Origin of the sequence: Paenibacillus sp. FSL R7-0198, from assembly GCF_038000415.1 — a bacterium.
Taxonomy (GTDB): Bacteria; Bacillota; Bacilli; order Paenibacillales; family Paenibacillaceae; genus Paenibacillus.
The window spans coordinates 621,610-648,241 of the sequence record NZ_JBBOCB010000001.1; the positions used below are offsets into that span (position 1 = coordinate 621,610).

At 49.0% G+C, this 26,632-nt stretch carries 22 protein-coding genes; 3 read left to right on the forward strand and 19 right to left on the reverse strand.

Going from position 1 to position 26,632, the window contains the following annotated elements:
- Nucleotides 1–15: 15 nt before the first annotated feature.
- From MKY87_RS02490 to MKY87_RS02540, 11 genes are all read right to left on the reverse strand, one after another.
- The gene (locus MKY87_RS02490) at nt 16–1,233 is read right to left on the reverse strand and encodes a Xaa-Pro peptidase family protein (protein ID WP_340962770.1); all 1,218 of its coding nucleotides are present in this window, start codon (nt 1,231–1,233) and stop codon (nt 16–18) included.
- Nucleotides 1,226–2,071, reverse strand: a complete 846-nt coding sequence (locus MKY87_RS02495) for an ABC transporter permease (protein WP_340962772.1) — start codon at nt 2,069–2,071, stop codon at nt 1,226–1,228. The genes MKY87_RS02490 and MKY87_RS02495 overlap by 8 nt, the downstream gene beginning before the upstream one ends.
- Entirely contained in the window at nt 2,064–2,981 is a 918-nt protein-coding gene (locus tag MKY87_RS02500) for an ABC transporter permease (RefSeq protein ID WP_340962774.1), read from the reverse strand. The genes MKY87_RS02495 and MKY87_RS02500 overlap by 8 nt, the downstream gene beginning before the upstream one ends.
- Entirely contained in the window at nt 2,978–4,108 is a 1,131-nt protein-coding gene (locus tag MKY87_RS02505; RefSeq protein WP_340962776.1) for an ABC transporter ATP-binding protein, read from the reverse strand. Before MKY87_RS02505 ends, MKY87_RS02500 begins: the two co-directional genes overlap by 4 nt.
- 73 nt (nt 4,109–4,181) lie before the next feature.
- Nucleotides 4,182–5,318, reverse strand: a complete 1,137-nt coding sequence (locus MKY87_RS02510; protein WP_340962777.1) for an ABC transporter substrate-binding protein — start codon at nt 5,316–5,318, stop codon at nt 4,182–4,184.
- Nucleotides 5,319–5,386: 68 nt separating this feature from the next.
- Entirely contained in the window at nt 5,387–7,360 is a 1,974-nt protein-coding gene (locus MKY87_RS02515) for a hydantoinase B/oxoprolinase family protein (protein ID WP_340962779.1), read from the reverse strand.
- Nucleotides 7,357–9,405: a hydantoinase/oxoprolinase family protein gene (locus MKY87_RS02520; protein WP_340962781.1), complete on the reverse strand. Its 2,049-nt coding sequence runs from the start codon at nt 9,403–9,405 to the stop codon at nt 7,357–7,359. Before MKY87_RS02520 ends, MKY87_RS02515 begins: the two co-directional genes overlap by 4 nt.
- 41 nt (nt 9,406–9,446) lie before the next feature.
- Nucleotides 9,447–10,175, reverse strand: a complete 729-nt coding sequence (locus MKY87_RS02525; protein WP_338587102.1) for an FCD domain-containing protein — start codon at nt 10,173–10,175, stop codon at nt 9,447–9,449.
- A 293-nt stretch (nt 10,176–10,468) separates the two neighbouring features.
- Nucleotides 10,469–11,131: a class II aldolase/adducin family protein gene (locus tag MKY87_RS02530; RefSeq protein ID WP_340962783.1), complete on the reverse strand. Its 663-nt coding sequence runs from the start codon at nt 11,129–11,131 to the stop codon at nt 10,469–10,471.
- A gap of 70 nt (nt 11,132–11,201) precedes the next feature.
- Nucleotides 11,202–12,692, reverse strand: a complete 1,491-nt coding sequence (locus tag MKY87_RS02535; RefSeq protein WP_340962785.1) for a rhamnulokinase — start codon at nt 12,690–12,692, stop codon at nt 11,202–11,204.
- A gap of 124 nt (nt 12,693–12,816) precedes the next feature.
- Nucleotides 12,817–14,607, reverse strand: coding sequence for an L-fucose isomerase (locus MKY87_RS02540; RefSeq protein WP_340962787.1), 1,791 nt, complete (start codon nt 14,605–14,607; stop codon nt 12,817–12,819).
- 411 nt (nt 14,608–15,018) lie between these two features.
- Between MKY87_RS02540 and MKY87_RS02545 the strand changes: the two genes are divergently transcribed.
- Nucleotides 15,019–16,035: a LacI family DNA-binding transcriptional regulator gene (locus MKY87_RS02545; protein WP_340962788.1), complete on the forward strand. Its 1,017-nt coding sequence runs from the start codon at nt 15,019–15,021 to the stop codon at nt 16,033–16,035.
- A gap of 229 nt (nt 16,036–16,264) precedes the next feature.
- Here MKY87_RS02545 and MKY87_RS02550 read toward each other — a convergent pair whose 3' ends face one another.
- The 3 genes from MKY87_RS02550 to MKY87_RS02560 are packed head-to-tail and all read right to left on the reverse strand — an operon-like array spanning nt 16,265 to nt 18,952.
- The gene (locus MKY87_RS02550; RefSeq protein WP_340962789.1) at nt 16,265–17,158 is read right to left on the reverse strand and encodes an NAD-dependent epimerase/dehydratase family protein; all 894 of its coding nucleotides are present in this window, start codon (nt 17,156–17,158) and stop codon (nt 16,265–16,267) included.
- Nucleotides 17,159–17,179: 21 nt separating this feature from the next.
- The gene (locus MKY87_RS02555) at nt 17,180–17,941 is read right to left on the reverse strand and encodes an SAM-dependent methyltransferase (protein ID WP_340962790.1); all 762 of its coding nucleotides are present in this window, start codon (nt 17,939–17,941) and stop codon (nt 17,180–17,182) included.
- A gap of 30 nt (nt 17,942–17,971) precedes the next feature.
- Complete coding sequence (locus tag MKY87_RS02560; protein ID WP_340914345.1) at nt 17,972–18,952, reverse strand: Gfo/Idh/MocA family protein; 981 nt, start codon at nt 18,950–18,952, stop codon at nt 17,972–17,974.
- 191 nt (nt 18,953–19,143) lie between these two features.
- Between MKY87_RS02560 and MKY87_RS02565 the strand changes: the two genes are divergently transcribed.
- Nucleotides 19,144–19,728: a bifunctional transcriptional activator/DNA repair enzyme AdaA gene (locus MKY87_RS02565; protein ID WP_340962791.1), complete on the forward strand. Its 585-nt coding sequence runs from the start codon at nt 19,144–19,146 to the stop codon at nt 19,726–19,728.
- Nucleotides 19,725–20,543, forward strand: a complete 819-nt coding sequence (locus MKY87_RS02570; RefSeq protein WP_340962792.1) for an SPL family radical SAM protein — start codon at nt 19,725–19,727, stop codon at nt 20,541–20,543. Before MKY87_RS02565 ends, MKY87_RS02570 begins: the two co-directional genes overlap by 4 nt.
- Before the next feature lie 166 nt (nt 20,544–20,709).
- On the opposite strand, the gene MKY87_RS02575 is transcribed toward MKY87_RS02570, so the two are convergent.
- The 5 genes from MKY87_RS02575 to glpX form a co-directional block, all read right to left on the reverse strand.
- Complete coding sequence (locus MKY87_RS02575; RefSeq protein ID WP_100527455.1) at nt 20,710–21,816, reverse strand: Gfo/Idh/MocA family protein; 1,107 nt, start codon at nt 21,814–21,816, stop codon at nt 20,710–20,712.
- Between the two features lie 96 nt (nt 21,817–21,912).
- On the reverse strand, nt 21,913–22,638 hold the full coding sequence (locus MKY87_RS02580; protein WP_076217226.1) for a ThuA domain-containing protein: 726 nt from the start codon (nt 22,636–22,638) through the stop codon (nt 21,913–21,915).
- Nucleotides 22,639–22,708: 70 nt separating this feature from the next.
- On the reverse strand, nt 22,709–23,881 hold the full coding sequence (locus MKY87_RS02585) for a Gfo/Idh/MocA family protein (RefSeq protein WP_036613779.1): 1,173 nt from the start codon (nt 23,879–23,881) through the stop codon (nt 22,709–22,711).
- 54 nt (nt 23,882–23,935) lie between these two features.
- Nucleotides 23,936–24,985: a LacI family DNA-binding transcriptional regulator gene (locus MKY87_RS02590; RefSeq protein ID WP_340962794.1), complete on the reverse strand. Its 1,050-nt coding sequence runs from the start codon at nt 24,983–24,985 to the stop codon at nt 23,936–23,938.
- Nucleotides 24,986–25,493: 508 nt separating this feature from the next.
- Nucleotides 25,494–26,576, reverse strand: a complete 1,083-nt coding sequence (gene glpX, locus MKY87_RS02595; RefSeq protein ID WP_340962795.1) for a class II fructose-bisphosphatase — start codon at nt 26,574–26,576, stop codon at nt 25,494–25,496.
- Between the last annotated feature and the right edge of the window lie 56 nt (nt 26,577–26,632).

The window sequence follows — 26,632 nt, forward strand, 5'->3', positions numbered from 1 at the left end:
GCCTTCCATTTATCGTTATTTAGTGAACAGTTTCCGCTCCATATGAGTCAGAAACTCATAACCATCTGGCGTTACAACAATTGTATCCTCGATTTGGAATCCACCAGCACCTAGCTCGTAATATGGTACCTCCACACATAACACCATACCGGGCTCCAGTATCCGCTGGTCACCCGGGGAGAGGGTTATATCGTCGTACAGTTCCAACCCGATGGCATGTCCGACATGCTGACGTCGGTAATGCGGAATCCCCTCACGCTGTACGCGAGACACTGCAGCATGGAATACTTCCGACGCCCTGACTCCAGGGCGCACGGTTTCAAGTGCCGTCTCCCATCCACTTTTGACCGCAGCAAAATGTTTTTTCATCCAGGCGATAGGCTCCCCTGCAACAACCGTGCGGCCCGTATCTCCCCAGTATCCTTCCAGTTGGAGGCAAAGATCAAAACGGATCTGATCTCCGCTCTCAATCCTATGAAAATAATTTTCGATGAGTGGCAACGCACTGCGTGGTCCTGCCCCTACCGCTGTCATTGCAGGAGTTCCACCTGCTCTCATCACAGCCAGACGATAATGATCGGCAAGTTGCTTCTCATGAACACCTGCGGCAATCAGGTCAATTAGTTCCTGCTCAATCCGTTCATTTAATTGGGCAGCCTGACGCAGTTGCTCGATTTCAAAAGGTGTCTTGACCAGGCGGATTTCTCGGAACAACTTATATGCGGGTATTACCGGTCTGTCAGGAACCTCCTCCTTGATTCTCGTCAGAATGTCGGGAGCAATCCGCATCTCATCGATTCCAATCGGCTGATCTTCGATCTCAAGCTGTTTTAATGCTGCCTTGAGTGCTTCTGCCGGACCTGGATGAATAGCCGTTGTTTGCAGGAGAGAATAGAACAGATCAATGTCGTCAGTGGAAGGTTTGCCTTCGATCGAACCTTCCACGAAAAAGTCACTATAGGCAAATATGTCCACCCCCGTAATACCAAACTGAGCCACAACGCCCAACCGATTCGTCGGAATGATGATGCATGGCTTAGCAGATCTGTCGGCAGGTAGAACCGCATAAATCTGCATGGTCCAGTTGCTTGCACGCAGCTGGGAACCGATGACATAATGAATGTTCTCCGGAGTAGTTGCGATCAGGGCGCTTAGCCCCTGAGCTTTCATCACTTCTTCCGCCCGGTCCCGGTTCAGACCTGAGCTATGGGATAGATGCTGTGAATTATTCATTTTGATCCAGACCTCCTTTTGTTTTCCTGCGACCAAACAAACTCTCAAGTCCTGGTACAGAGCGCAGCACTAGTTTAATCGTCATAAACAGAGCCAGCGCAAAAGCGATCAGAACTACAGACACCACGGCAATCGTTGGGTCCTGCCATTTCTCCATATACAGGAATAGCTGTATTGGCAACGTGTAGCTGTCCTGACGGAGCAGCAGCAGTGCAGCCTCGACCTGATCGAAAGTGAAGACAAAAGCGATTGACCCTGACAGAAGCAGGGATAGGCGGAGCTGTGGAAGTGTAATTGTGAAAAAAATACGCAACGGCCCTGCGCCAAGGTCCGCGGCAGCTTCCCGATGAGCCGGGTGCAGATTGGCTAACGCACTGCCTACAAGAGTGAGCACGAATGGAAGCACAATGACCGCTTCACCCAAAATAAGCGCAAACAGTCCGCCAGCAATATGCATTTTCGAGAACAAAATCAGATATGCGATACCCAGCGTAATTTTCGGCATAACCATCGGAGATACAAAAAATGCCCTTAAGATACCAGAACCCGGGAAAGGGTACTGCACGATGGCTAGCGCTGCAAGTGTACCTGTAATCAAAGCCAGCAGAACCGCCCCTGTAGAAGCAATAAGGCTGTTCTTGAATGCATCGAGAAACTGCGTCTGTTCACTCAGATTGGCATACCATTTCAAGGTTAGACCTTCGGGCGGAAATTTGCTTGCTGAACCAGAGCCTACGGACGTTAACATAATCATCAGCAGTGGCAGCAGCAAATAAATTGCTACCGCGCCTACAAAGACATAGAGCAACAGCTTGGTGCCCCTATGCGACTTAACCATACGCCTGACCTCCCTTACGGGAACGACGGAACATCAGCATTTCTGCTCCTTTATTCACAAGCAACGAGACAACGATGGAAGACACAAGCAAGAACAAGCTGGCAACCGCAGCCATCGGCCAGTTGGTATCCAAGGTACGCTGGTATATAAATACTGGAAGTGTCATGACTCTTCCCCCACCGATCAACTGAGGTGTGGTGAAGGCGGTGAGGCATAGCGTGAACACAATCTGTACCCCGCTTGCAATACCTCTTGCCGATAAAGGCAGGGTAATGGTCAGGAACGTTCTCCAGCTGCCCGCCCCCAGATCCTGAGCAGCTGCCTTTAAGGAAGCGTCACTTTGGGACAATACATTCAGGATTGGAAAGACCATAAATGGCAGGAAAATATGGACAAGGGCCACGACAACACCTGTCTCGTTGTATATCATGCTGAATCCTTCCTCAGTGAGCCCCAACCGGATGAACAACCAGTTCATGAAGCCTTGTTTGGACAGCAACAGCTGCCATCCGTAAGAACGCACAACTGCACTGACAAGCAGCGGAAGAAACGTGAGCAGCAACAACAATTGCTTCATGCCAGGCTTCTTTAGACCGGCAATGCAATACGCCAGCGGATAGGCAAGTAGAAGGCTCCACAGCGTAACCTTGAAGGCAATGCGAAACGTCGTGCCAATCAGCTTCCAATAATAAGGGTCGGACAGAAAAGCACGATAAGCTCCCAAATCCCAACCCCGAATAAGCTTTCCATTCTCATACATATCAAAGCTATATCTGCCAAAGATCAGCAACCCGCCCAGATACACGATGCCCATCAGAGCAAGCGCAGGCAACAGAAGCATTAACCGGGTTAGCCATGTGCGGTTTCCAAAGGAATACAGATTCACGATCCGTTCCGCGATCCGGTTCATATTCTTGCCCCCTGTACACGGTCATCAATGGGTTCGGATAACAAGAGCGCGTCCTCTGGGTCAAAGCCAATTTGTATTGGCTCACCTGGACTATAACGTGTGGCTCCCCGCTGATGCAGCACACTAGCCTGTACCAGAAAACCTTCAGCAATCTGCACACTGTATCGAATATTTGCTCCGCCATACACCGCTTCAATCACCTGTCCATCCAGCTTGTTCAGGCAATGAGATGCATCTTCTCCAAGTCGAATATACTCATTGCGGATCGATAAGGAATGTCGTACTCTTGCTTTCGGTACGGCATTTCCACCACTGACTTTCACTAGTAATGGCTTGCCGAAGCATTCTACCCGAGTTCCATTCACATCATGTCCCAACACTTCCGTCTCGAAGAGATTGGTATCTCCAATGAACTTGGCTACGAAGCTATCTGCCGGTCTTTCATAGATTTCATCAGGGGTTGCATATTGCAGCAGCTTTCCGGCGCGCATGACACCAATTCGGTCAGACATATTCATGGCTTCGCTCTGGTCATGCGTTACAAAGATAAACGTTCCGCCGAATTCGCGCTGGATGCGTTTCAGTTCTCGCTGCATATCGAGACGCAGTTGCATGTCCAATGCAGAGAGAGGTTCGTCAAGCAGCAGCACTTCCGGTCTGTTGATCAGTGCGCGAGCAATGGCGACGCGTTGAGCCTGACCCCCGGACAGCTCGGATACCGCACGCCTGCCATAGTCTCCGAGCTGGACCAGATCAAGCATTTCACCTACCTGCCGTTGGATATCGGCTTTTGGTAACTTCTTCACCTTTAGCCCATAGGCAATGTTGTTGAATACGTCCATATGAGGGAATAGCGCAAGCTGCTGAAAAATCATATTGCTGTTGCGTCCATAGGCCGGAATGCCGGTAACATCCCGGCCTCCCAGCATAATGGTGCCCTGGTCCGGTTGCTCAAGTCCGCCAAGCATGCGCAGCAGTGTTGTTTTGCCACAGCCACTCGGACCAAGTAAGGAAACGAACTCCCCCTTTTTCACTTGGAGTGTTACTTGATCAACGGCGGCTCGTTCACCATAAGTCTTCGTGACTTCCCTTGTTTCAATGGATATGGTCTCTTGTCCGCTGCTCATCTCTGATTCCCTCCCTTCCATTCCGGATTCAGAACAGAACCCGGAATCGTTGTGTGCCTGGCAACAATCCTTTTTATTGAAGCTTTGTTTTCACGAGCCGGTCCCATAGTTCTTTCCAGGAAGAACTGTTCTGTGCAAGCACATCCCAGTTTGGATTAATGCCGCTACTTTGCGTTTCGACGGAGAATGAAGGATCATCCTTGTACTTGTCCGGAACTGCAGCTGTCGTGCTGGTTACTGGCGTACCCGTTGCTTCCGCGTATTGTGACAGAGCCTCTGCGCTCAACAATTCGTTAATAATTTCGTTTGCAACACGTGCCTGCTCAGGTGTCGAACCCTTCACGACCTGAAGTGTGTACGGGAAGGAGATGGCACCTTCACTCGGATATGCTACGGCCAGTGGAGAACCGCCATCAATCCATGTCTGTGCAACCTGTGCACTAAATGGGGCTATGAGAGCATCACCTGACTCCAGAAGTGCCTTCAACTGATCATTGGATGAAACCAATGTGCCAATCTGGTCACTGCGATCTGCCCAGAACTGGAAGGCCGGCTCGGGATTTTCATAGGATGCGCCAATCTCTTGACCTTTGGCAGCAATAAGTGGGGAGATATAGGAATAGAACATATAGTCCCAGAGCGCAGTTTTTCCTTTGAACTCCTCGTTATCCCAAAGATCGTTCCAGCTGGTAGGCGGCGTTTTCACAAGGTCTTTGTTATACACTAGGGCGAAGCTCGACACGCCCCAAACCACACCTTTATTGTCTGGCTTGTGGAAGGACTCTGGAATATCCTTGATATTGGTCACGATGCTGGTATCCAGTGGCTCCCACATGTCATCATTCAATCCTTTTGCCGTCGCATCTGCATTGAAGTAACCGAAGTTAACCACCGGATTGTTGGCATCAGCCTGCTTGCCTGCAACCATCTTTGGGTACATTACCGAATTGGAGGATTCCTCAAAGGTGACTTCAACGTTGGGATGTTCTTTCACATACTTGGCAACCACTTCTTTCGGAACAACATCCTGATTGGAACCAGCCCAGATAAACATCGTCAGCTTAACTTTGTCTCCGCTTGCTCCTGAAGAGTCGGTCTCTCCGGAAGTATTACTTGAGCTGCCTGCTCCACCGCAGGCGGAAAGCACCAATATACCGGCCAGTGTCAGAGAGGCGAGGCTGAGAAAGCGTTTTTTATTGGATTTGAACATGCAAATTCCCCCATCCATGTAGTTGGTTTTACCGATATGACAGAACTATATAGTCTCTATACACTTGATCAATACAACCCTATTTGCTGGCGTAAACCTTCCATAATGTTGGATATCTCCCGTGGATCTACAGATAGGGAATCCTTATACTTCTCCTCTACAACGCCCATGGTCTGACGCTTCAGGTAGTCTCTGAGTGCAAGCGGAGCATTCAGCAAGGCCTGATTCAGCGTTACCTGCATCTCATCGCTCCATATGTCTTCAAATTGCTCCCGCGCCTTGCCATAGGCGAATTCCTCCTGCTGGCGTGGTCGCTTGGCTCGCATTTGTTCGGTATCGCTCTCATTCAACTCCAGGCCGTCAATCACAACACCGTATAACTCAAGGGCTTTCTCGGGGGATACCAGCCCACTTCTTACATCTTCCAGAACCAGACGAGAATCACGCTCATATGGATCCCCATATCCGCCTCCGCCTTGCGACAGGAATGTAACGGTTTCTCCGGGTTGAAGTAGCAACTCATCAATTCTTCCCAGATGATCCTCACTTGCACGTCCAGCATTGAGAATCGCTTCTCCATGTGAACCTACGCCGCCACCGAGTCTGCCCCAAGGCTGGAACTCCATACGCTCCATATTTCTGGCCGTCATCACCGTATCCGGTGTTAGAATTCTTACGCACAGGTCAATTCCGCTTCCACCGCGGAAGGTACCTGCACCTGCCGAGTCGGCACGAAGACCATAATGCTCGATCAACACAGGCATCTCGGATTCCACCGTTTCCGCAGGAATATTCCGAAGATGACCGACCGCAAAATCCATGCCATCAATTCCGTCTTTCATCGGCCTAGCTCCCGAACCTCCACAGATCGGCTGTATCACGCCCACCTTTTTTTTACCATCGGATGCATCTGTCATCGCCATCATGACGATGCAGGCTTGTCCAGCTCCTGCCGCGGGAACCATACTGCCCTGAGCTTTCCCCAGTGCTCCCGTGATAACGTCCATCAGCCGAATAAAGGTCGCGGCGCGTGCCCCAACAGCTGCCATCGGCTCAGGGTTGAGTACGGAAGCAGGCGGCGCGTAATTTCGCACCATTCGAATCATACCCGAATTCCAAGGAATCGTTGGATCGAGCGTACGGAAATAACGAATAAGTGCGGGCACCAACATGTAATGCCCCTGTTGGTTGTGGGTAGGAATGTTGAAGGAAGCCCTCACCTGAGGATCGGTGCCGCTAAAGTCCAGATGAATGTCAGTGCCTGCGATCGTCATTTTGCAACGCAACCGGATAGGATAACCCCCTGGTCCTTTCTCCAGATAGTCCCAGAAGTCATAGGAACCGTCCGGGATATCCTGCACGATGGCACGTGCCTTCAGCTCGGCGTATTCCAGCAAATGTTCGATGCCCTGCTCGATTTTCTCCACACCATATCGTACAATGAGTTCCCCAAGCCGCTGCTCTCCCCGATTTAATGCAGCCATAAGCGCCTTGAGATCACCGAGATTTTGCTCCGGAATTCGGCTGTTGTCCAGAAACATGCGCAGGATCTGTTCGTTCAGAACACCAGCTTCATACAGCTTGACTGGTGCGATTCGAATGCCTTCCATATGAATATCGTAGGCGCTGGGAGATACGCTCCCTGGTACCTTGCCGCCTACATCGGATGAATGAACAAAGCACATGCCGTAAGCGATGATTCGTCCTTCATGAAAATAAGGCTTGATGAGATGAATGTCTGGAAGGTGTGTGACCATGCCTTTGGTGGAATAAGGATCATTACATATGACGAGATCCCCTTCTTTCCAGTCTTCTATGCTGTTAATGGTCGTAGCAGCAGGGATGCCCAGAGACAGATTGTAACCCGTCTCCAGCGGTGACCCGAACGTTTCCCCGGATGGAGATAAGAGGTAGGTTCCAAAATCGCCCGTTTCTTTGACAAAAGCGGTGAATCCTGTGCGCAGAACAACATTCGCCATTTCTTCCACGGCAGCTTGAATCCGGTTGTTAAAAATCTCAAGAAAGACCTTGTCGCCGATCATGCTTCCACCTCCCCAATCACGTTCCCGTGGCCATCCCGGTATACCTTATATCCAGGCGGGATAAAGATCGTTGTATCATATTCCTCCACAATAATGGGCCCGGGGATGGGAGCATCCACCGATGGAATCTGTCCCCTTTTCAGTACCTTGGCTGTCTGCTGTACATGGTCAAAGGTTATGATCCGTTCTTCCGCTGTACTCTCATCGAATGGCAAATTTGCCGGATCTACCGTGTTATGGGTAGGCAAAACACCAACAATGGTTGCTCTGAGACTTACAAACATAACTTCTGCCTCTGGCTGACTGATGCCAAACACGTTTTGGTAAGATGTATGGAATTTAATCCCTGCCTTCTTGGGCTCTTCAATTTCTTCCAATGTCAGCGTGACCTCTATATCAAAGGCCTGTCCCTCATATCGCATATCGGCACTGTATAGGCAATAAATATTGTCCAGCTTGACACCACCACGGGCTTCCTCAACGACCCAACTACGTCCCTGGTTTTCCAATTCAGTGAAAAGAGAGCTTAATTCACCAGACTCCAGAGTTTGGGTACTTTTGTGTAACGTATGAACGAAATCATTGCGGAGATTGGCGACCGTGCAGCCCATGGCACACAGTGTTCCCGGAGATGGCGGTATCAGCACTCTGCCGATACCTACCTCGCGTGCCATCAGAAAAGCATGCATCGGACCAGCACCACCATATGCGAGCAACGTAAAATCTCGAGGATCAACGCCCTTGCGGGCCATTAGAGGGGAAAACTGGGCATACATATTGGCGGTTGCCACATCGAGAATGGCTTGCGCAGTCTGTTCGGCATTCAGTCCAAGCTTCTCTCCCAGATTGCCCAGAGTACGCTCTGCAAGTTCGGGATACAGACGCATTTGTCCGCCAAGGAAACGGTCAGCATGCAGGATACCAAGCTGTAGATAGGCATCTGTGGTTGTCGGCTCTTCTCCCCCGCGCTGATAACAGGCTGGACCGGGATTGGCTCCCGCGCTGCGCGGTCCAACCTTGAGTACGCCTACGGAATCGAGCCAGGCAATTGAACCACCACCTGCTCCTATAGCCGTTACATCAACAGCAGGAATGATGACAGGAAAATCTCCAACCTTGTTCTCAGATGAGTAGGCTGGTTCTTTGTCGATGAGAGCAACGTCAACACTTGTCCCACCCATGTCAAATGTGATGACCTGATGAATGCCAGCTCGTTCAGCAATATGGGTCGCGGCGATTACACCGGAAGCAGGCCCGGACAGAAGTGTACGTACCGGCTCATTAGCCGCTCTGGCAGCCGTCATAATTCCACCGTTGGACATGGTGGACAGCAAGTTGGCTTTGAGGCCGTATGCCTGAATCCCTTCTTGCAGACGCAGGAAGTAAGACCCCATCCGGTCACCTACATAAGCGTTCATGGCCGTTGCGAGTGTTCGTTCGAACTCACGCTGTTGTGGCCAGATGGCGCTGCTTCGGCAGATGAACAGTTGCGGATAACGTTCCCTGATCAGATCTTCCGCAAGCTGTTCATGAGCAGGATTCACATAAGCATGTAAAAAACTGATCGCCAAAGCAGTAACACCATCCTCCACCAGCTCATCCACCGCTTGCAGCAGCTGTTCCTGATTCAGTGGCTGAAGTATTCCCCCACTTGCAATCACCCGTTCATCAACTTCCTTGACACGATGTCTCGGTACTAACGCATCTGTTTTGTCACCGTATAGATTGGTTGTATCCTCAAGTCGCAACCGCCGGATTTCAAGAATGTCACGGAATCCTTTGGTCACCAACAGACCTGTAATTGCACCATTTCGTTCGATTAACGTGTTTACACCAAGCGTGGTTCCATGCACAAATAGATCAATCTCACGAATGTTCACACCATTCGCCTTGAGTTGATCAAGTGCATTAAAAATCGCCTGTTCCGGAGCTGCTGCAATCGATGGCGTCTTGAGCGCCGTAACCACCCTGCCCTGATGGTCCATCACCAGCGCATCTGTGAAAGTACCTCCGATATCTATGCCTAAACGGTAGATCGTGTCCACAAGCTCAACTCCTTTATCACAGGGTCTCATTCTAAGGAATGTTATTGGTTTTGCATGGCGAAATAACGTTTGACATCATCAATCATTTGGTTGATATGATTCACCATTGCCGCTTCAGCCTGCTCCGGAGAGCCTGCTACTATAGCATCCAGAATCTGCTGATGATCCACAACTAATTCACTTCCTACTCTCCGGCGAATATACGCTGTTTCCAGAAAATCGCGGCTTGTCTCCCATACCAGTTCAACCGCGTGCAGAAGAATTTGGTTTTGCGCAGCATAAGCCAGTAATCTGTGGAACTCCCGGTCCTCCTCGTATGGTATAATATTCTTGGAAAGCAATTCATGCTGGTTCGCAATCGATGCTTGCAACAGTACTATGTATTCTTTCGAAGCACGCTGTGCTGCCAGGGAAGCGATCTCCCGCTCAAGTGCCCTTCTGGCAACGAGAACATCCAACAGAGCCTTTTCCCCGGAATGGTTGAGCATCTGAATTAACTGTGAATTCACACTTTTTTGCTGCAAATCTCTTTCCAACGTCTTCATTCGATCCAGACCTTGTTCGGTCAAAGTCCTTCCCTTGCGACCTTCCAGAACTGTAAAACCTTCAACATCCATCTCCATAAGTCTTCTTCCGATGGTTGCCTGACTCAGACCATACGTTTTGCCCAAAGTATGAACCAACGTACTGGCCCCGATGGGAGCGCTCGCGTCTCGAAGCTGCTTCAGCAGTTCGTATTCCAACTCCATTTCGTTTAGCTCAGGACCCACTACATTTCACCCCTCTTAGTTACTTAATTATTATCTAATTGACTTCTTCGTAGTTGTTACTCATTGATGATTAACGATAGTATAACTTCAAAACATTGTAATTTCAATAATTCTCATCAAATTAGTGAGATTTATTTTTCCAGCTAAATTCTGAGCATCTCAAATTCAATATGAAAATTAAAAAAGAGCATTTCACATCCTTTATTCCAGCGCTTAACTGGCGGATGCAATCTGCCCTTAACGTAGCAATATTTTAAAATCACGAATGTAATCATTAATGGTCAAATCAGGTGTCAGGACTTGAGCTGTTGCAGCAACTGCACACGGTAGGCTTCACTCTCAAGGGATTGAATTTCCTTATATTCTTCAGCAGTTAACACTTTGGGTTCCCCAGCTGCCTTGGCGATCATATATACTTTTGCGCTCTCTTCCACCACCTGGGTGCGGTAGTAGGCTTCGCGGAGGTTTTTACCCGTTGTAACCAATCCGTGATTGACGAGAATGAGTGCTGTATGTTCTTCTACCTTTGCTGAGACTGCATCGGCAAGGAGTTTCGTCGTTGGCAGAACATATGGAACAAACCCGATATCGCCCACCAAGGCGGACTGATCAGGGAACAAGTGTGGCAATTCATCAAAAACGAGACTAAGTGCGATCGTATATGCCGGATGCGTATGCACAATGGCTTGGATATCAGGATTCACACGATAACTATACAGATGCATTAATACTTCGGAAGATGGACGTGTTGATCCTGCGCTAGTTTCCCCTGTCTCGATATCAATAGCGATCCATTCGTCAGGCTCCAGATCCTCAAGTGCATAACCACTCGGAGACAACAACATCGTTCCCCCAGAACGAGCGCTCAGATTCCCACCCGGTCCTACCACCAACCCTTGGGCAACTGCTCTGCGGGCATATTTCGTCAACTCTTCCCTTATTTGCTGTTCAGACATGTTTCTCACCACTCCTCATACTTTTCTTTTTAGCATTTTGCGTTAATGCTCATTGCATTGAATCTGTTCATTACCTTTTGAGTTGATTCAGACTTTGGTAGTTTTCATAAGCTTCCTGCCACAGCTCTGTATCCTTAGGCTCATAGGTCTCGGGGGAAAAGGAAGCAGCCATGACCTCCCGTACCTCGGCCAAGCTACTCACTTCACCATGTGCAAGGAATTGCAGCATGCAATTCCCAGCTGAAGTCGCCTCTGCCGGGCCTGCCACCACCGGGACACCGGCTGCATTGGCTGTAAACTGGCATAATAGTCGATTGTGTACACCACCACCAACCATATGAATGACACGAGGTCTTGTACCTGTAATCAACTGCAGTTCATCCAGCGTCTGTCTGAATTCCAATGCAAGACTTTCCAGAATACAGCGTACAATCGCTCCAGTCGTTCCGGGCACTGTCTGTCCGCTGGCACTGCATTGTTGCCGTATTCGTTCAGCCATATTCCCTGGCGCCAAATACACGCCATCTCCCGGCGATACATAACTTTGATGCGGCGTTACCAAGGTAGCCAGTTGAATGAGTTCTTCATGTGTATATAGTCGATTCTCCCGCTCCCATTGCCGTTTGCATTCCTGTAGCAGCCACAACCCTGAACGATTTTTCAGGGTACGTACTTTCCCACTTACCGTCCCTTCATTCGTGAATCCCCATGCACGACTTCGGTCATCCAATACAGGTGCATCACGCTCCACCCCCATAAGAGACCAGGTACCACAGCTGATAAAAGCAAAATCTGAATCCATCGCAGGAATCGCTGCCAAGGCAGATGCGGTGTCATGTGATCCCACAGAGACTACCTGCATCGGTCCAGTCCGTAACTCCGCGCACAACTCATTTGTTAAATCGCCCAGCACGGTACCCGGTTGAATGAGCTTTGGAAATAATGTTTCCGGTATACCGAGACGCCCGATCAGATGTTCATTCCAACGCGCCTCGCCTGCATGCAACAGCCCGCTGGTACTTGCAATCGTATACTCACAAGCCTGCTGACCAGATAGATAATAGTGAAATAAATCCGGCATAAATAACATGCGCACATCCGGACGCAAAACTTCGGCCTGCTCTCGTACACTGCCTAGCAGTTGGAATACGGTATTGATCTGCTGCGGCAAAACGCCGGACATGGCATACAGTTCTTCTTCTTTCACAAGGTGCAGAACTTCTTCCATCCACTGTGCATTACGCGCTTCCCGGTAGTGACGTGGGTTCGAGCACAACCTTCCCGCACCATCCACCAGTCCATAGTCCACTCCCCACGTATCCACTGCTATAGAACGGACCGATGGAGAGATGCCTTGCGTCCCTTTCACAATGCCTTGTTTTAATTCATGAAAAAGTCGCAAGAAATCCCAATACAATCCGTCCCCCAGCTGCACGGGTTCGTTGTTGAATCGATGCACTTCTTGTAACGAGAGTCTGTTTCCATCAAAAGAACCCCGGACTACGCGTCCACTACCGGCGCCGTAATCGGCAGCAAGCACATGTGTTGCTTGATCGCCCATTCTTTCATGCCTCCTTAACTCTACGCGATAAGCCGTATTCGAGTTCTGAACACAGCTTTCAAGAGAACGCCATGTTACCTCATTTCACAAGGAACATGGCGTTTGACAGGAATGGAACTTTATTTTAACGATACAACGGGCCAAACACACTGCAAGCACGGTAGTCTGCACTCTCCGGCTCACTTGTGCCGAACAATCCCCATGCACGCGGACGGAAAATTTCCGTTTCAGGGACATTATGCATATTGACCGGTATGCGAAGCATGGAAGCAAGTGTAATCAGATCAGCACCGATGTGTCCATACGAGATGGAGCCATGGTTGGCGCCCCACTGATTCATAACCTCGTATACGGAAGTAAACGCTCCCGATCCAGTTAGAACAGGTGCAAACCAGGTGGATGGCCAGGTTGGATCTGTTCGCTGATCCAGCGTATCATGCACATCTTCAGGCAGATCGACCGTGTAACCCTGAGCGATTTGCAGCACTGGTCCCAGTCCTTTGACCAGATTCAGGCGTGTCATCGTTACAGGCATGCCACCTTTGGTCAGGAAATCCGCTGAATAGCCGCCCCCGCGGAAATACTCTACGGATGCTGGTCTCCACGATGTTGCTTTCAGGCAGTCCTGAACTTCCTCATCTGTAATTTCCCAGAATGGCTTGAGTACAGGCTTACCATCTCTGGACTGTTGCCCAGTACCATCCAAAGCTGCGGAACCGGAGTTAATCAGATGCAGGATGCCATCCTTCGCGTTTCCTTCCAACTGGTGTCCCGTCACACGCTGTACTGAATCTGGACTCCAATACGTACGCACATCAGCGAAGATCTGTGCCGTATGTGTCAGCAGCGAACCAAACAACATGGACACTCCATTCAAGCTATCATTCTCTGTTGCAACCAGATAAGGCGCACGTTTGCCATTCCAGTCAAAGGAAGAGTTTAATATCGACTCCAGAAAATCTCCGTTCGGAGAATGATCCGTCCACTGCCGTTGTCCCTGGAAGCCGGATACAATCGCGTGGTGGCCCATCGATTCCTCTGTGAAACCTAACTCAGCCAATCTTGGATTGCCCGCCATGAGGTCACGCACAATTTGGGTCATTTTCACAACCGTTTCCCATTCATACTCTTTGCGTTTACGATCTGTTTGCAGATGGGCAGCGTTGTTGTCCGGACCTTCGCTACAATTGTCCTTCACCCATGCCAGTGCGAGCTTATACTCCTCAGGGTCATAGATTTCTTCTTCGATACGACGAGTGAGTTCACTCATATCCACGTATTCATTGCGCATGCCCAGATACTCTTGGAAAAATGAATCGTTCACAATCGAACCTGCAATCCCCATGGATACCGATCCAATGGACAGATAAGCTTGCCCTTTCAAGGTTGCGGCTGCAAGACCCGCACGGCTGAACCGGAGCAATTTCTCACGCACGTCATCGGGAATTGTTGTATCCCCGCCGTCTTGCACATCCTCTCCATAGATTCCAAAGGCCGGAATCCCCTTCTGTGCATGGGCAGAGAGAACTGCCGCCAGATATACAGCACCCGGACGTTCAGTTCCGTTAAAACCCCAGATGGCTGTTGGAATGGATGGTGACATATCCATCGTTTCCGTACCATAACACCAGCATGGTGTCACGGTGATCGTTACGCCAACGTTGGAACGGCTGAATAGTTCTGATGCTGCGGCCGCTTCGGCAACTCCGCCAATACAGGTCTCGGCCACAACACACTCTACTGCGGAGCCGTCAGGATAACGTAGTTCGGCTGCGAGCAGTTCGGCTACGGATGTCGCCATCTGCATCGTTTGCTCTTCCAGTGACTCCCGAACCCCTTTGCGTCTTCCATCAATCGTGGGACGAATACCAATCTTGGGGAAAGCCTGCTTATAACGATAATCCTGATGTGTCATACTGGAATGTCCTCCTTCAATTCGTTTCATAGAATTTGGGTTGAATTGAGAAACCTTCTGTCTGATCCATATGCACTTGATTAGAATGAGATAATGACGGAGATACAACCGATACCCGGGTGGGACGCAAAAGCTACAAGCACAGATGATCAAGAGCCTTCTTTAAAATTGAATACGTTTACATGTTAAAAAATACCAATAAACCATTTCATTAATCAGCTATCTATGTAGTTCCTCTATTCAAGAAAATGGAACGTGCATGAGCGAATTTAACAGAATGGTTTATGTAGTAAAGACGTTCAGAACCCTTTAGGGTTATCGGTAACCCTAACATAGCATGAGCCTATCTTGCTGTCAATTGGCATTATCCTATAGAATGGTAAGACTATGTTGCGGAAAGGTTAGATTCTAATGATTACCATTTATGATATTGCCAAAAAAGCCAACGTCTCCGCCATGACGGTCTCCAAGGTCATTAATCATACAGGCCGTATAAGTTCCGCGACACGTGAACGTGTGCAACAGGTGATCGACGAACTGGGTTACATCCCGAACTCCAATGCACGCAGCCTTGTGCTTCAACGAACCCAGATGCTCTCCCTGCTTATTACGGATATTACCAACCCATTTTATACAACACTGGCCCGTGGTGCTGAAGATGCAGCCCATCTTCGTGGGTACCGTCTTTTATTCGGCAATAGTGACGAGGATTATAATAAGGAAAAGGATTACGTAGATGCGATTCTGTCTACTCGTGTGGATGGTGTACTTTATGCTCCGGCGGGAGATCGTTCTCTCCAACATCTGAAACAGCTGCAGGAACGTCACATTCCGTTTGTCTTTCTGGACCGCACCGTACCTGGCATTACGTCAGATATTATTGCCGGAGATAGCCGGGAAGGCGCGATTGAGCTGATCCGATATCTGGTGCAATTGGGTCACCGGCGCATTGCACTGGTCAATGGTTCTTCGGAGGTTTCTACCGCCAGACTGCGGGAGGAAGGTTATATAGCGGGTTTACGTGAGGCCGGAGCTGATATTGATCCCGAGCTTGTGCTTCGAACCGGGTACCGGGATTTCAGCGATGAAGAGGGACTGGATCGACTGCTCTCACAACCGGATCAACCAACAGCCATTTTTGCCGCCAACAACATGCTGGCGATTGGGGTCATCCGGCTTTTGCGCAAACGTGGACTGCGTGTACCAGAAGACATTTCTGTTGTGTGTTTCGACGATCTGGATCTGGCTTCTGCTTTTGATCCTTTCCTGACTGTAGCTGCACAGCCCGCGTATGAATTTGGGTTTCAGGGGGTACAGATGCTGATTGACCGGATTGAGGGAAAAGCCCCTTCCGAAGCCCAAACCGTCATTTTGCCGTCAGAACTGCGCATACGTGCTTCTGCCTCTCCCCCACGTGAGCCAAAATAGAGTTAAGCGCAAGAGTTGACTAAATATTATCGTGTAAATGATTAGTCCCACTTATTTGAATTAAGTCCCGTTCAAATTAGAAAAATGTACAACATAAACAGGGTGCACCGGAGATTACGCTCTCGTTGCACCCTGTTTGAAGTTCATTCGTTAGAATGACCCGTTCATCCTAATCGGTTAGTTCGTCAGGTTCATTCAGTTTCATTTTGGTTCCATCCATGCCGATATTCTACCGCTCCGACTGTAATGCAAGAGCGACCTCACGAACAAGTCCCGGGAACCAGTCCATCAGAGCTTCAAACGTATATCCTGCTTGTTCTGCCTTGGTTGTCTCCATCGTCCATGATTGCTCAATTCCGAAGGGTGACATGTCCTCTTTCACCGTTTCCGTGAGGATCTGGGACTGCATGCCCGTGACCGTCTCGATCAGATGTATCATGGCTGACAGCGTAATCGCACCCTTGGAAGCTGCATTCACCGTACCGGTAATGGACGAATGTCCAAGCCAAGCGAGAAATCTTGCCGCTTCGGTGGAATTGATAAATCCAATCTCCGCATCCGGATTTGGCATGCCAATCGGTTTTCCTTTTTGCACATGTTCAATATGAAAATGAAGTCTTCTCGTATAATCATCAATCCCGAGTACAATGGGAATGCGCATCGCCACAACCGGGAAATCCGCTTCCTGGAAAAATACAGCCTCGGCAAGCCGTTTGCCTTCTCCATACGAAAAATCCTCCGCACTCCCATACTGTAATGGATATGTATACGGGTCAAAATCCGTTTCCTTAAATCCAGGTCTGGGATCACCGTACACCGAGAGTGTGGATGTCAAAACGTATCTTTTGGTGCGTCCTGCAAAAGCTTCACATGCCGCTTTCGCCGCATCCGGTGAATAACAGATATTGTCGTACACAACATCCCACATGTCTGTCTGCGCAACCTCTGCCAGAGATTCCGGGTCTTCACGATCCATCTTGATTCGGTTTACTTCGGGTCCGAAGTCAACATCCGTTTTACCACGAGTTGCGACTGTGATCTGAGACTTCCCTTCCCACAGCAAGTGATCCACCAGACGTTTACCGAAAAAACGTGTACCCCCAAGTATAAGAACTTTATTCATCCAAAAAACCTCCTATCTTGTTCAATTATGTTTAACAATTTGAAGCATGGTGTGAGCATTCCGTTGAAACTCATATGAAGTTGGTTCTTCGGATACGGTGCACCCACGTTCTTCGAGTATTAATTTTAAAGCATCCATATGTTTGTAACGTTCGCCAGACAGATCAACTGTTGGAAAAATGCGAACCTCTCGTTTGGTCACACGCAGCAGTTCCATTACGGTTGCAACATGAAAATCAACATCCAATCGATCCGCATACGTAAACAGGAAATGGGCGGATAACGTCAGATCGAATTGTTCATCCGCAAAGGGTAGATCCGGGAGCACAGACGCCACATAACGGTCAGGAAACATTCTCATATCTGCGACGCAATCTGTAATGGCACGAGTTCGCTCTTCCTTTAACCCCTGGATTGATCCAAATTGATCCCACACATATATGCTTTGCACCGGTTCCATCTGTTTCATCGTATGCTCAATGTCCTGAAATCCCTTTACTTCAAGCTCGTCGATCTCATATTCGTAGGCCATATCCACGGCCATGGGGTTGGCACCCAAGTTGCGCGCCTGGCTACTAAATGAACAAGCACCGCCTGGACAATCCAGAATGGACTTGCCTGTAAGATCCTCCACCGTCAGGTTGAACATCTTCATATATTCCTCGAAGGTTCTTCCGATAAAAACAATCTGTGACAGTTCCAAACCTCCAGAATCATTGGACTGCTGATCTTCTCCGCTGTTCTTCTGCTCTTCTCTACTATTGCTATGCTCATCTCTGCTCATCTCGTCTCAGCTTCCTTTCCTGCGCTTGAATCAATCGTTAGGGAACACAAGCCCAATCTGCTTCCGAATTTGATCCATGACCTGCATCGTAACATAAGAGCGTTCATACGTGTTCATGTCAGATTCCTTTTTGCCTTCCTGAACCAAATTCACGAACTCCTCCACTTCATAATACATTGCCGGATGGTTTTGTTCGACTGTGAGCTGCTCCACCGTACCGTCATTGTATCGTATCTCAGCATGTTCCGGTGAGCCAATCTTGTCAATGATGATGCTGCCCAGTTCCCCCATAATTTCGCTTGGTAGATGAGAATTGGAGATTTTGGAGTATGTAACAACCGCATCCATCCCATCATAATCCAGCAGCACACTGCCTTGTCCATCCACGCCAGATTCCAGCATCATCGCTTGGGATTGAACTCGGTTAGGTGCACCGAATAACGTAATCAATGGATAGAGACAATACACACCGAGATCCATTAACGCCCCATTAGCGAGTTCAGGCTTAAACGCGTTCAGGACGATCCCCTCTTTGTACTTGTCGTAACGCGAAGAATACTGAGAGTATCCTGCTACGTATTTGCGGACAGGACCGATTTTATGCAGGCTCTTCTGCACCATTTTGAACTGGGGAACAAGGGTCGATTTCATCGCTTCCATGAGCAGAACCTCGTGTTCTCGTGCTGTATCGATTATGCTTCGAACTTCGGCGCTATTTGCAGCCAGAGGTTTCTCGCACAATACATGTTTACCGTTTCTCAGAAAAAGCTCAGCCTGCTCCGCATGAACCGTATTTGGTGTTGCGATGTAGACTGCATCAATCACATCACTTGCCGCCAACTCTTCCAGATCGGTGAAGCGGTGTTCAACATCATATTTATCTGCAAATGCGTTAGCCTTATCTTCAGTTCTTGAATACACGGCGGTTAATTTGAATCCTTCAACCTGTGCTGCGGCTTCCAGAAGCCTTTCTGTAATCCAGTTGGTACCCACTACGCCAAAACGAACCATGCCTACCTACCTCTTTCATCTATAAATTTCATTTGAGTTCAAAACCTTTATACCATCTTGTATATTGTAGCTCAAATTTCGTTCAGATTGAAGGAAGGTACTTTATCCCAAATATTGATATCTTGCTTTTTAAGTTGAAACTTCGTCAATCGCTTGGAATCAGGGGTATAATTAAAGATGAGGTGATTACCGTGGAAAGTCCAGATCAAGATCGCATACTGCCCGAATCTATAGATGAAAAATACTGGCATGCCATCATCCACAACGATAATTCTTATGATGGAACGTTCTTTTATGGCGTGCAGACAACGGGCATTTTCTGCCGACCTTCCTGTAAGTCCAGAGCACCCAAAGCTGAAAATGTGCTGATATTTCAACATGTTGAAGAAGCATTGGCACGAAGGTTCAGACCCTGCAAACGTTGTAAACCTACAGGCGAGCGGGTACCTGATCAGGAGTGGATATACGGGATCACGGATTACATCGAACATCATTATGCCGAACCTCTAACCTTGGATGTCCTTGCCACCGTAAGTCATGGCAGTCCTTATCATCTGCATCGTGTGTTTAAGCGGATTACAGGCCGCACACCGGTTCAATATATACAGGAAAAACGAATCACCGAAGCCCGGAAGTTGCTTGAACATACCAGACACACCGTCACCGAGATTGGCCGCCATGTCGGTATACCCAACTCAGCTTATTTCATTACTGTATTTCGCAAATATACAGGTCTCACACCTGCACATTACCGTGAAAGGCATGAGAACTTATGAAGACGAATCTTACTTACAAAGTACCCAAAACGTTACTCAACAAGGGGACAGGGTTCCTTAAAGGCTATACACATACGCTAAATCCTTACACAGGCTGCGCCTTCGGTTGTTCCTATTGTTATGTCAGACAGATGCCTGTCTCCTTGTTTCGCAAAGAGGATTGGGGAAGCTGGGTTGATGTGAAACAGGAGGCCTCCCAAGTGTTCGCAAGAGAATTGCAGCGTGCTCTGAGGAAAGGGAAAGTCACTCTTTTCATGTCATCCAGTACAGACCCGTATCAACCCGCTGAGTACAAGGAGTGTATCACGCGTTCATTACTTGAAACGATGGTACAGTATCCACCCGATTTTGTATTAGTCCAGACCCGCAGTCCACTCGTTACACGGGATATAGATCTGCTACAGCATTTAGGTGACCGGGTTCGGGTCAGCATGACGGTGGAGACGGATCTGGACGATATGCGCAAGCATTTCAGTCCTTCTGCTCCCCCGATAGCAGGCCGATTACGTGCACTGGAACAGTTGCGGGATGCCGGAATACCCACGCAGGTTGCGATTGCTCCCGTATTACCCAGCAGTGAACAGTTTGCGGCCATATTGAGACCTCTGGTTCAACGTGTATGCATTGACGATTACTTCATGGGCGATGGCAGTGAGGGCAAGCGGACCCGTCGACTCGGTATGGAGTCGCTCTATCAGCAAGTGGGGATGGAGCATTGGTATCATCCAGATGCGTATCAGACTGTGGTTCAACGGATGAAGGACTATTTTGCCGAGGATGAAATCTGGATCAGTCAGGCGGGATTTGAGCCCTAAATGGCTATATAAATTGAACTAAAGAATATTACACTGGACATTCCAATGACAGAACAACCTTCGATCCGCTGTTATCCCCAAATTTTTTGAATTAATAAAAAACAGCCCCTTTCCTGGTTTAAAGGAAAAGGGGCTGTTCGTCATGATATAAAGAATAATGGCTATCTTACTTATCCAATGTATACAATGGCAGGTCCACCGGCAATGCAGCCGGGCGCTGACAGGAGCTTTTCATCTGGTAGAACGTCTGCTCATCTGATGAATCGTGGAATGCCCACATGGCCTCAAGAACATGGTATGCCAATTCCCCGCTCGCCCGGTGTGCACGTCCGCTGTGGGCTGCATAGGCCATATCTGCCACACCGATGCCGCGTGTATTTTCCTGATATCCTGGGAGAAGTGGAACTTCCGTCCATTCATGTTCACCTAACAAACGGTAACGAACGGGACCGCCGAAGGTATTGGGGTCAGGTACCTGCAATGTACCGTGCGTGCCATATATCTCAATCGGTGGCAATGCACTTCCGCCAAATACGTCAAAACTCGTAATCAGTGTGCCAATGGCTCCCTGTTCAAACTGTAACAGACCGGTAACGTGAGTTGGAATTTCGACGGGAACCGTCTGGCCTCTCTTTTTCTCACTCGTAATCGTACGCTCTTCCATGGCTTTACCTGTCATGCCTGCGATCGACTTGATCGGGCCCATCAGTTGGATCAATGCCGTGAGGTAGTACGGACCCATGTCAAACATTGGCCCACCACCAGAGGCGTAATAAAACTCCGGATCAGGATGCCAGTGCTCATGACCACGGCTCATCATAAATGCGGTCGCCGCTACCGGCTTACCGATGACCCCTTCCTCAACCAATTGAAGTGAAGTCTGGATGCCTGAACCAAAGAACGTTTCTGGTGCACAGCCCACGAGCAATCCTTTACGCTTGGCTGTTTCGAGCACTGCCTGCCCTTCTTCACGGGTAACAGCGAGTGGTTTTTCTACATAAACATGTTTACCAGATTCAAGCGCACGCAAGCATACATCCGCATGAACGGAAGGAATGGTCAGGTTGATGATCAGCTCAATCTCGGGATCAGCCAAGATTTCGTCGACGCTGTATACGTTAGGCACGTTATAGGCTGCTGCCTGCTCCTCGGCACGTTTCCGGTCGAGATCCGCAACAGCAACAAGTTCCAGCACCTCGAACCGGTGACAGTTTTCCATATAAATACCGCTGATTTTACCGCAGCCAATAATGCCTACTTTCATTGTTTTCATACCTGGGGCTCCCTTCGCCGTGGATCAGAAATGGTTTATCCATTGAGGATGAATGGTTAACACTGAAGTTACGTTTGCAATCAAACTACAATCTCATTAGTTCTGGTTGTCCGCCATACCTGTGTACACTTCGGTTGCTGAACTTACTCGACTCTTGGCAAGTTCTTTACCTGCTGCTGTCCATTTGAATCCACTGCGCATCATTTCAGTCACGGGTTTCATGTCTACAATGTCTGCATGGTGTCCCAGGGAGTTGTAGAATACCCGTCCTGCGCCCCAGCGTTTCGTCCAGACAACAGGCATATCTACGGGGCCATTCGCCGCATGCGGACCAGTCACCACTGGGAAACGAGTTGTTGCCAGCACTTCCACTGCCGGGTCTACGTGCAGGTAGTACTGTTCACTTTTCACCTGAAAATCTTCAATATGATCCAATAACGGGCTAGAGCCACGCTTCATGTTCACCATATACTCCACACCATCGTTTCCTGGATGAGCAACCCATTGTCCACCCGTCATAAACTGCCAGTCTACATTATTTCGGAAGGCGTCACACATGCCGCCATGAAGACCAGCCAAGCCCACACCGCTCTGGACAGCCGCGGATACGTTATTGACCAGTTCTTGCTCAATCTGTCCCATTGTCCACAACGGCACGATCAGATCGAGACCCATCAGCTTCTCTGCATCCGCATAAGACTCCAACGTATTCGAGACTTCAACCTCAAACTGCTCTTCCTTCAAAATACGTTCAAAAATCGCTGCTACCTGCTCCGGTTCATGTCCATCCCAGCCGCCCCATACAATCAGTGCTTTACTCATCGTTTATTCACTCGCTTTCGCCTAGTTTAGTTGTGTTCAACCCTATTCCTGACATCACTGTCTTGCTTGCTCACATCTCTTCAAGTGTCACCCAGCGCCGTTCTGTTACCGAACGTTCTACCGCTTCCAGTACAGCCTGACAAGCGACCCCATCGTGGAAACTTGGTGATGGTTGTCGTCCTTCAGAGATCGCTGTCACCAGCTCCAGCATTTCATGGGTGAACGTGTGCTCGAATCCAATCGTATGTCCGGCAGGCCACCAGGCTTCAGCATATTTATGTGCCGGATCGGTCGCCAGTACACGGCGGAATCCCTGTACGTCCTCTTCATCCTTTGTGAAATACACTTCCAGTTCGTTCATCCGTTCAAAATCAAATCGTACACTGCCGAGACTGCCGTTAATCTCAAACGAGTTTGTACTCCGATGCCCCGCTGCAAAACGTGTAGCCTCGAAGCTGCCCAGCGCTCCTCCTGCGAATCGTGCCAGGAACAGCGTAGCGTCGTCGACGGTCACTTCTCCTTTGGGTGCATCCGCATTCGAACTGCCCTTTGCACTCAGTCCTGTCATCTCGGCTGCAAGTGGTCGTTCTTTGATGAAGGTTTCGCTCATGCCGATGACTTCCTGGAATTCACCAACAAGGAAACGAGCCAGATCGATTAAATGCGCGCCCAGATCACCATGGGAACCGGAGCCAGCCACTTCTTTTTGCAAACGCCATACCAGCGGGAACGAAGGGTCCATGATCCAGTCCTGAAGGAAAAACGCACGGAAATGATAGATTTTACCCAGTCGTCCACTCTCCACCAGATCTTTGGCCAACTGCACCGCTGGTGAGAAACGATAATTGAACCCGACCATATGTGCGACTCCAGCATCCTCTGCTGCCTGAAGCATCTCGCGCGAATCCGCAAGCGACAGGGCAAGTGGTTTCTCACAAAACAGATGTTTGCCCTGACGAGCCGCTTCCAACGCAATTTCCTTATGGGCATCACTTGGTGCGTTAATATCAATCAGATCGATATCATCCCGCTTCACTAGTTCACGCCAATCAGTCACACTTTCGGACCAGCCGAACTGATTCGCTGCCTCCTGCACTCCCTGCTCGTTACGTCCACAGATCACAGACATCTCAGGCTGCAGCGGGGCAGACGGGAAAAACATCGGCAGACTGCGATAGGCATTACTGTGGGCCTTCCCCATAAACTTGTATCCAACCATTCCGACACGAAGACGATTTGACATGGTCATTTCCTCCTTTGGAATAATAAAAAGTCTTTCAATATGTGTACCAATAAACTATTGACGGATAGAAGAAGCACGGATGATCAGTTCGGTAGGCAGCAACGCTCTCGCTGATTCGGTTACCGCTACAACAGAGTTATTCGCTTTATGTGTGTCACCCACAGACCCATGCATAAGCTTCGATGCTGCAAGTTCACCCATTTCAAAAAATGGAACCCTGACGCTGCTCAGCGGCGGAACCGCCATCTCGGCGGCATCGGAATCGTCATAACCCACTAATGCCGGAAAATCCTCCACCCGGATTCCCCGCTCACGCAAACCATGCATGACCCCAATAGCCATCCGGTCATTGGCCGCAAATACAGCATCAATCTCATGTAGGCGATCTGCTACAATCGCTGCCGCCTCAATGCCACTCCGTCTACTATAATTCCCTTCAAGCAATAGACTCGGGTCCAGCTCCATACCTGCTTCTTGCAGGCCAAGACGAACGCCTTCCATTCGCTCCTGGCTGTTGGAATAACTGTCTGGACCATTAAGAAAAGCGATTTTGCGATACCCCTGATCCGTAAGATGACGTATGGCAAGTCTGCTTCCTTCCACATGATCCGCATCCACTTCCGTGAACGATTGGCCCTCAAAATGCTGATTCATGACACAGAACGGGTGTCCTTCCTGATGAAGTTGCTGCATGGCCGCCAGTTCTTCATAATCATCTCTGGCACCAAGGATAATGCAGGCGTCCACTTTCTGACGCCGGAACAGATCCGTATAATTCATCACTTCACCGGGTGTCCGGAACATAACCAGCAGGTCCATGCCATTGTCTCTGGCTTTGCTTCCAATCCCACTCAGCATTTCCGAGAAAAAATACGCCGAGAACAGATGCGCCTTCGGAACATAAGGCAATACTACGCCAAGGTTCCCGCTTTTACTTCTGGCAAAACTGCGAGCAAGAGCGCTGGGCACATAGCCTAACTGTTCGGAAGCTTCAAGAACCTTGCGGCGTGTCTCTTCTTTAATTGGACCTACCCCATTAAGCACCCGGGAGACCGTCGCCTCGGAAACACCCGCAAGATCAGCTACTTCTTTACGAGATGCCATGAATTTCACCCCCTTTTATATAAATTAAACTAAAGATTATTTACACGGGCACTACGATGAAAGAATAACCTTCCAATCGCTGTTACCCCCAGATTTTTCGATTCCTTTTTATTAAAGGGGAAAATCCGGGGATAAAGGCGAAGCATATGCTTCCGAAGTAGCTTTCTTGCAGAAAGCTTTTAGCTTCGCTTTTTCAGGTTTTTTCTATCCTCTCCGTTATCGTGCAAATGATTAGTTCAACATATATAGCTCATCAATAAATCAAATAGTAATTAAAAATAAATATTTATGTACGCGCGTACATTTTCTCATGCCATGTAACCGTTGTCAATGCTTTTAACATAAAAAATAATGAGGGCTTGGGTTAATCCAAGCCCTCATTATTATCTTGCCAGAGATGGTATTTTCATTAACTTCATGCTCTGTAATCTTAGGGGTTCAAGTTACTTATCAAACTCAATAAAACGATTTAAGTTGATCCTGTTTGTTCAATTATGGGGAGTGCAGCTCACAACGTCGTTGTAACGCCATGATCAACGGAGGATTGACTAAATTCAGCCTGTTCCATTGTTTTCGCATGACTCGAAATGCGATCCGAGGGTTCTGGCGTGGATTGGAGCTGTCTTACTTTGTGCAGTACTTCTTTGTTAGGCAGGAAGTGTTGGGAACGAATAAACCGAATTGTTTTGGTTTTGGCACGCATAACAATCGAATCCGTCTCGGCTCTATCATCCGCAAGATATCGTACCCCTCCCAAGATCTCACCTGGCGTCACACCTGTTGCGGCAAAAATGACATCCTCTGTGCCGATCATATCCTGCATCGTTAACACTTTGTAAGGATTATCAATTCCCATCTGCAAGCAGCGCTGGAATTCGTCTGCGTTGGCAGGCATCAGACGACCTTGAATCTCACCCCCAAGGCAAGATAGCGCTGCGGCAGCCAGCACACCTTCTGGCGCTCCTCCAGATCCGACATAGAGATCAATACCCGCCTCCGGGAAGGCCGGTGCCATTGCACCCGCAACATCACCGTCACTGAGGAACTTAATTCTCACGCCAACCTTGCGTAGCGTCTTGATTATACTCTCATGTCGTACACGATCCAGAATCATCACAGTGAGGTCCGAGATGTTTTTGTTCAATGCGGCAGCGGCTTTCTCCAATGTGACTTCTACCGGGTCTTCAATGCTGACCTTGCCTACAAGCGCAGGCCCTACCGCCAGTTTCTCCATATACATGTCCGGTGCGTGGAGCAGGTTACCTTTTCCCGCCACTGCAATAACCGATAGAGCGTTGTTTAGTCCTTTGGCCACGATTTCTGTACCTTCGAGCGGGTCTACAGCCACGTCAACCTCAGGTCCCTCAGCGTTGCCCACTTCCTCGCCAATGTACAACATGGGTGCTTCATCCATTTCACCTTCACCGATTACCACCGTGCCGCGAATGGACACGGAATCGAACATGGCGCGCATGGCCAAAGTAGCCGCTTCATCTGCACTGTTCTTGTCGCCTCGTCCCATCCAGGGTGCTGAAGCTAACGCAGCCAATTCCGTTACTCTGACAATTTCCAACGCCAGTTCGCGTTCCATTTTTCCCACTTCCTTTCCAATTTCCAAAAGCATAACGTGAAAGCGGTACTAAATCC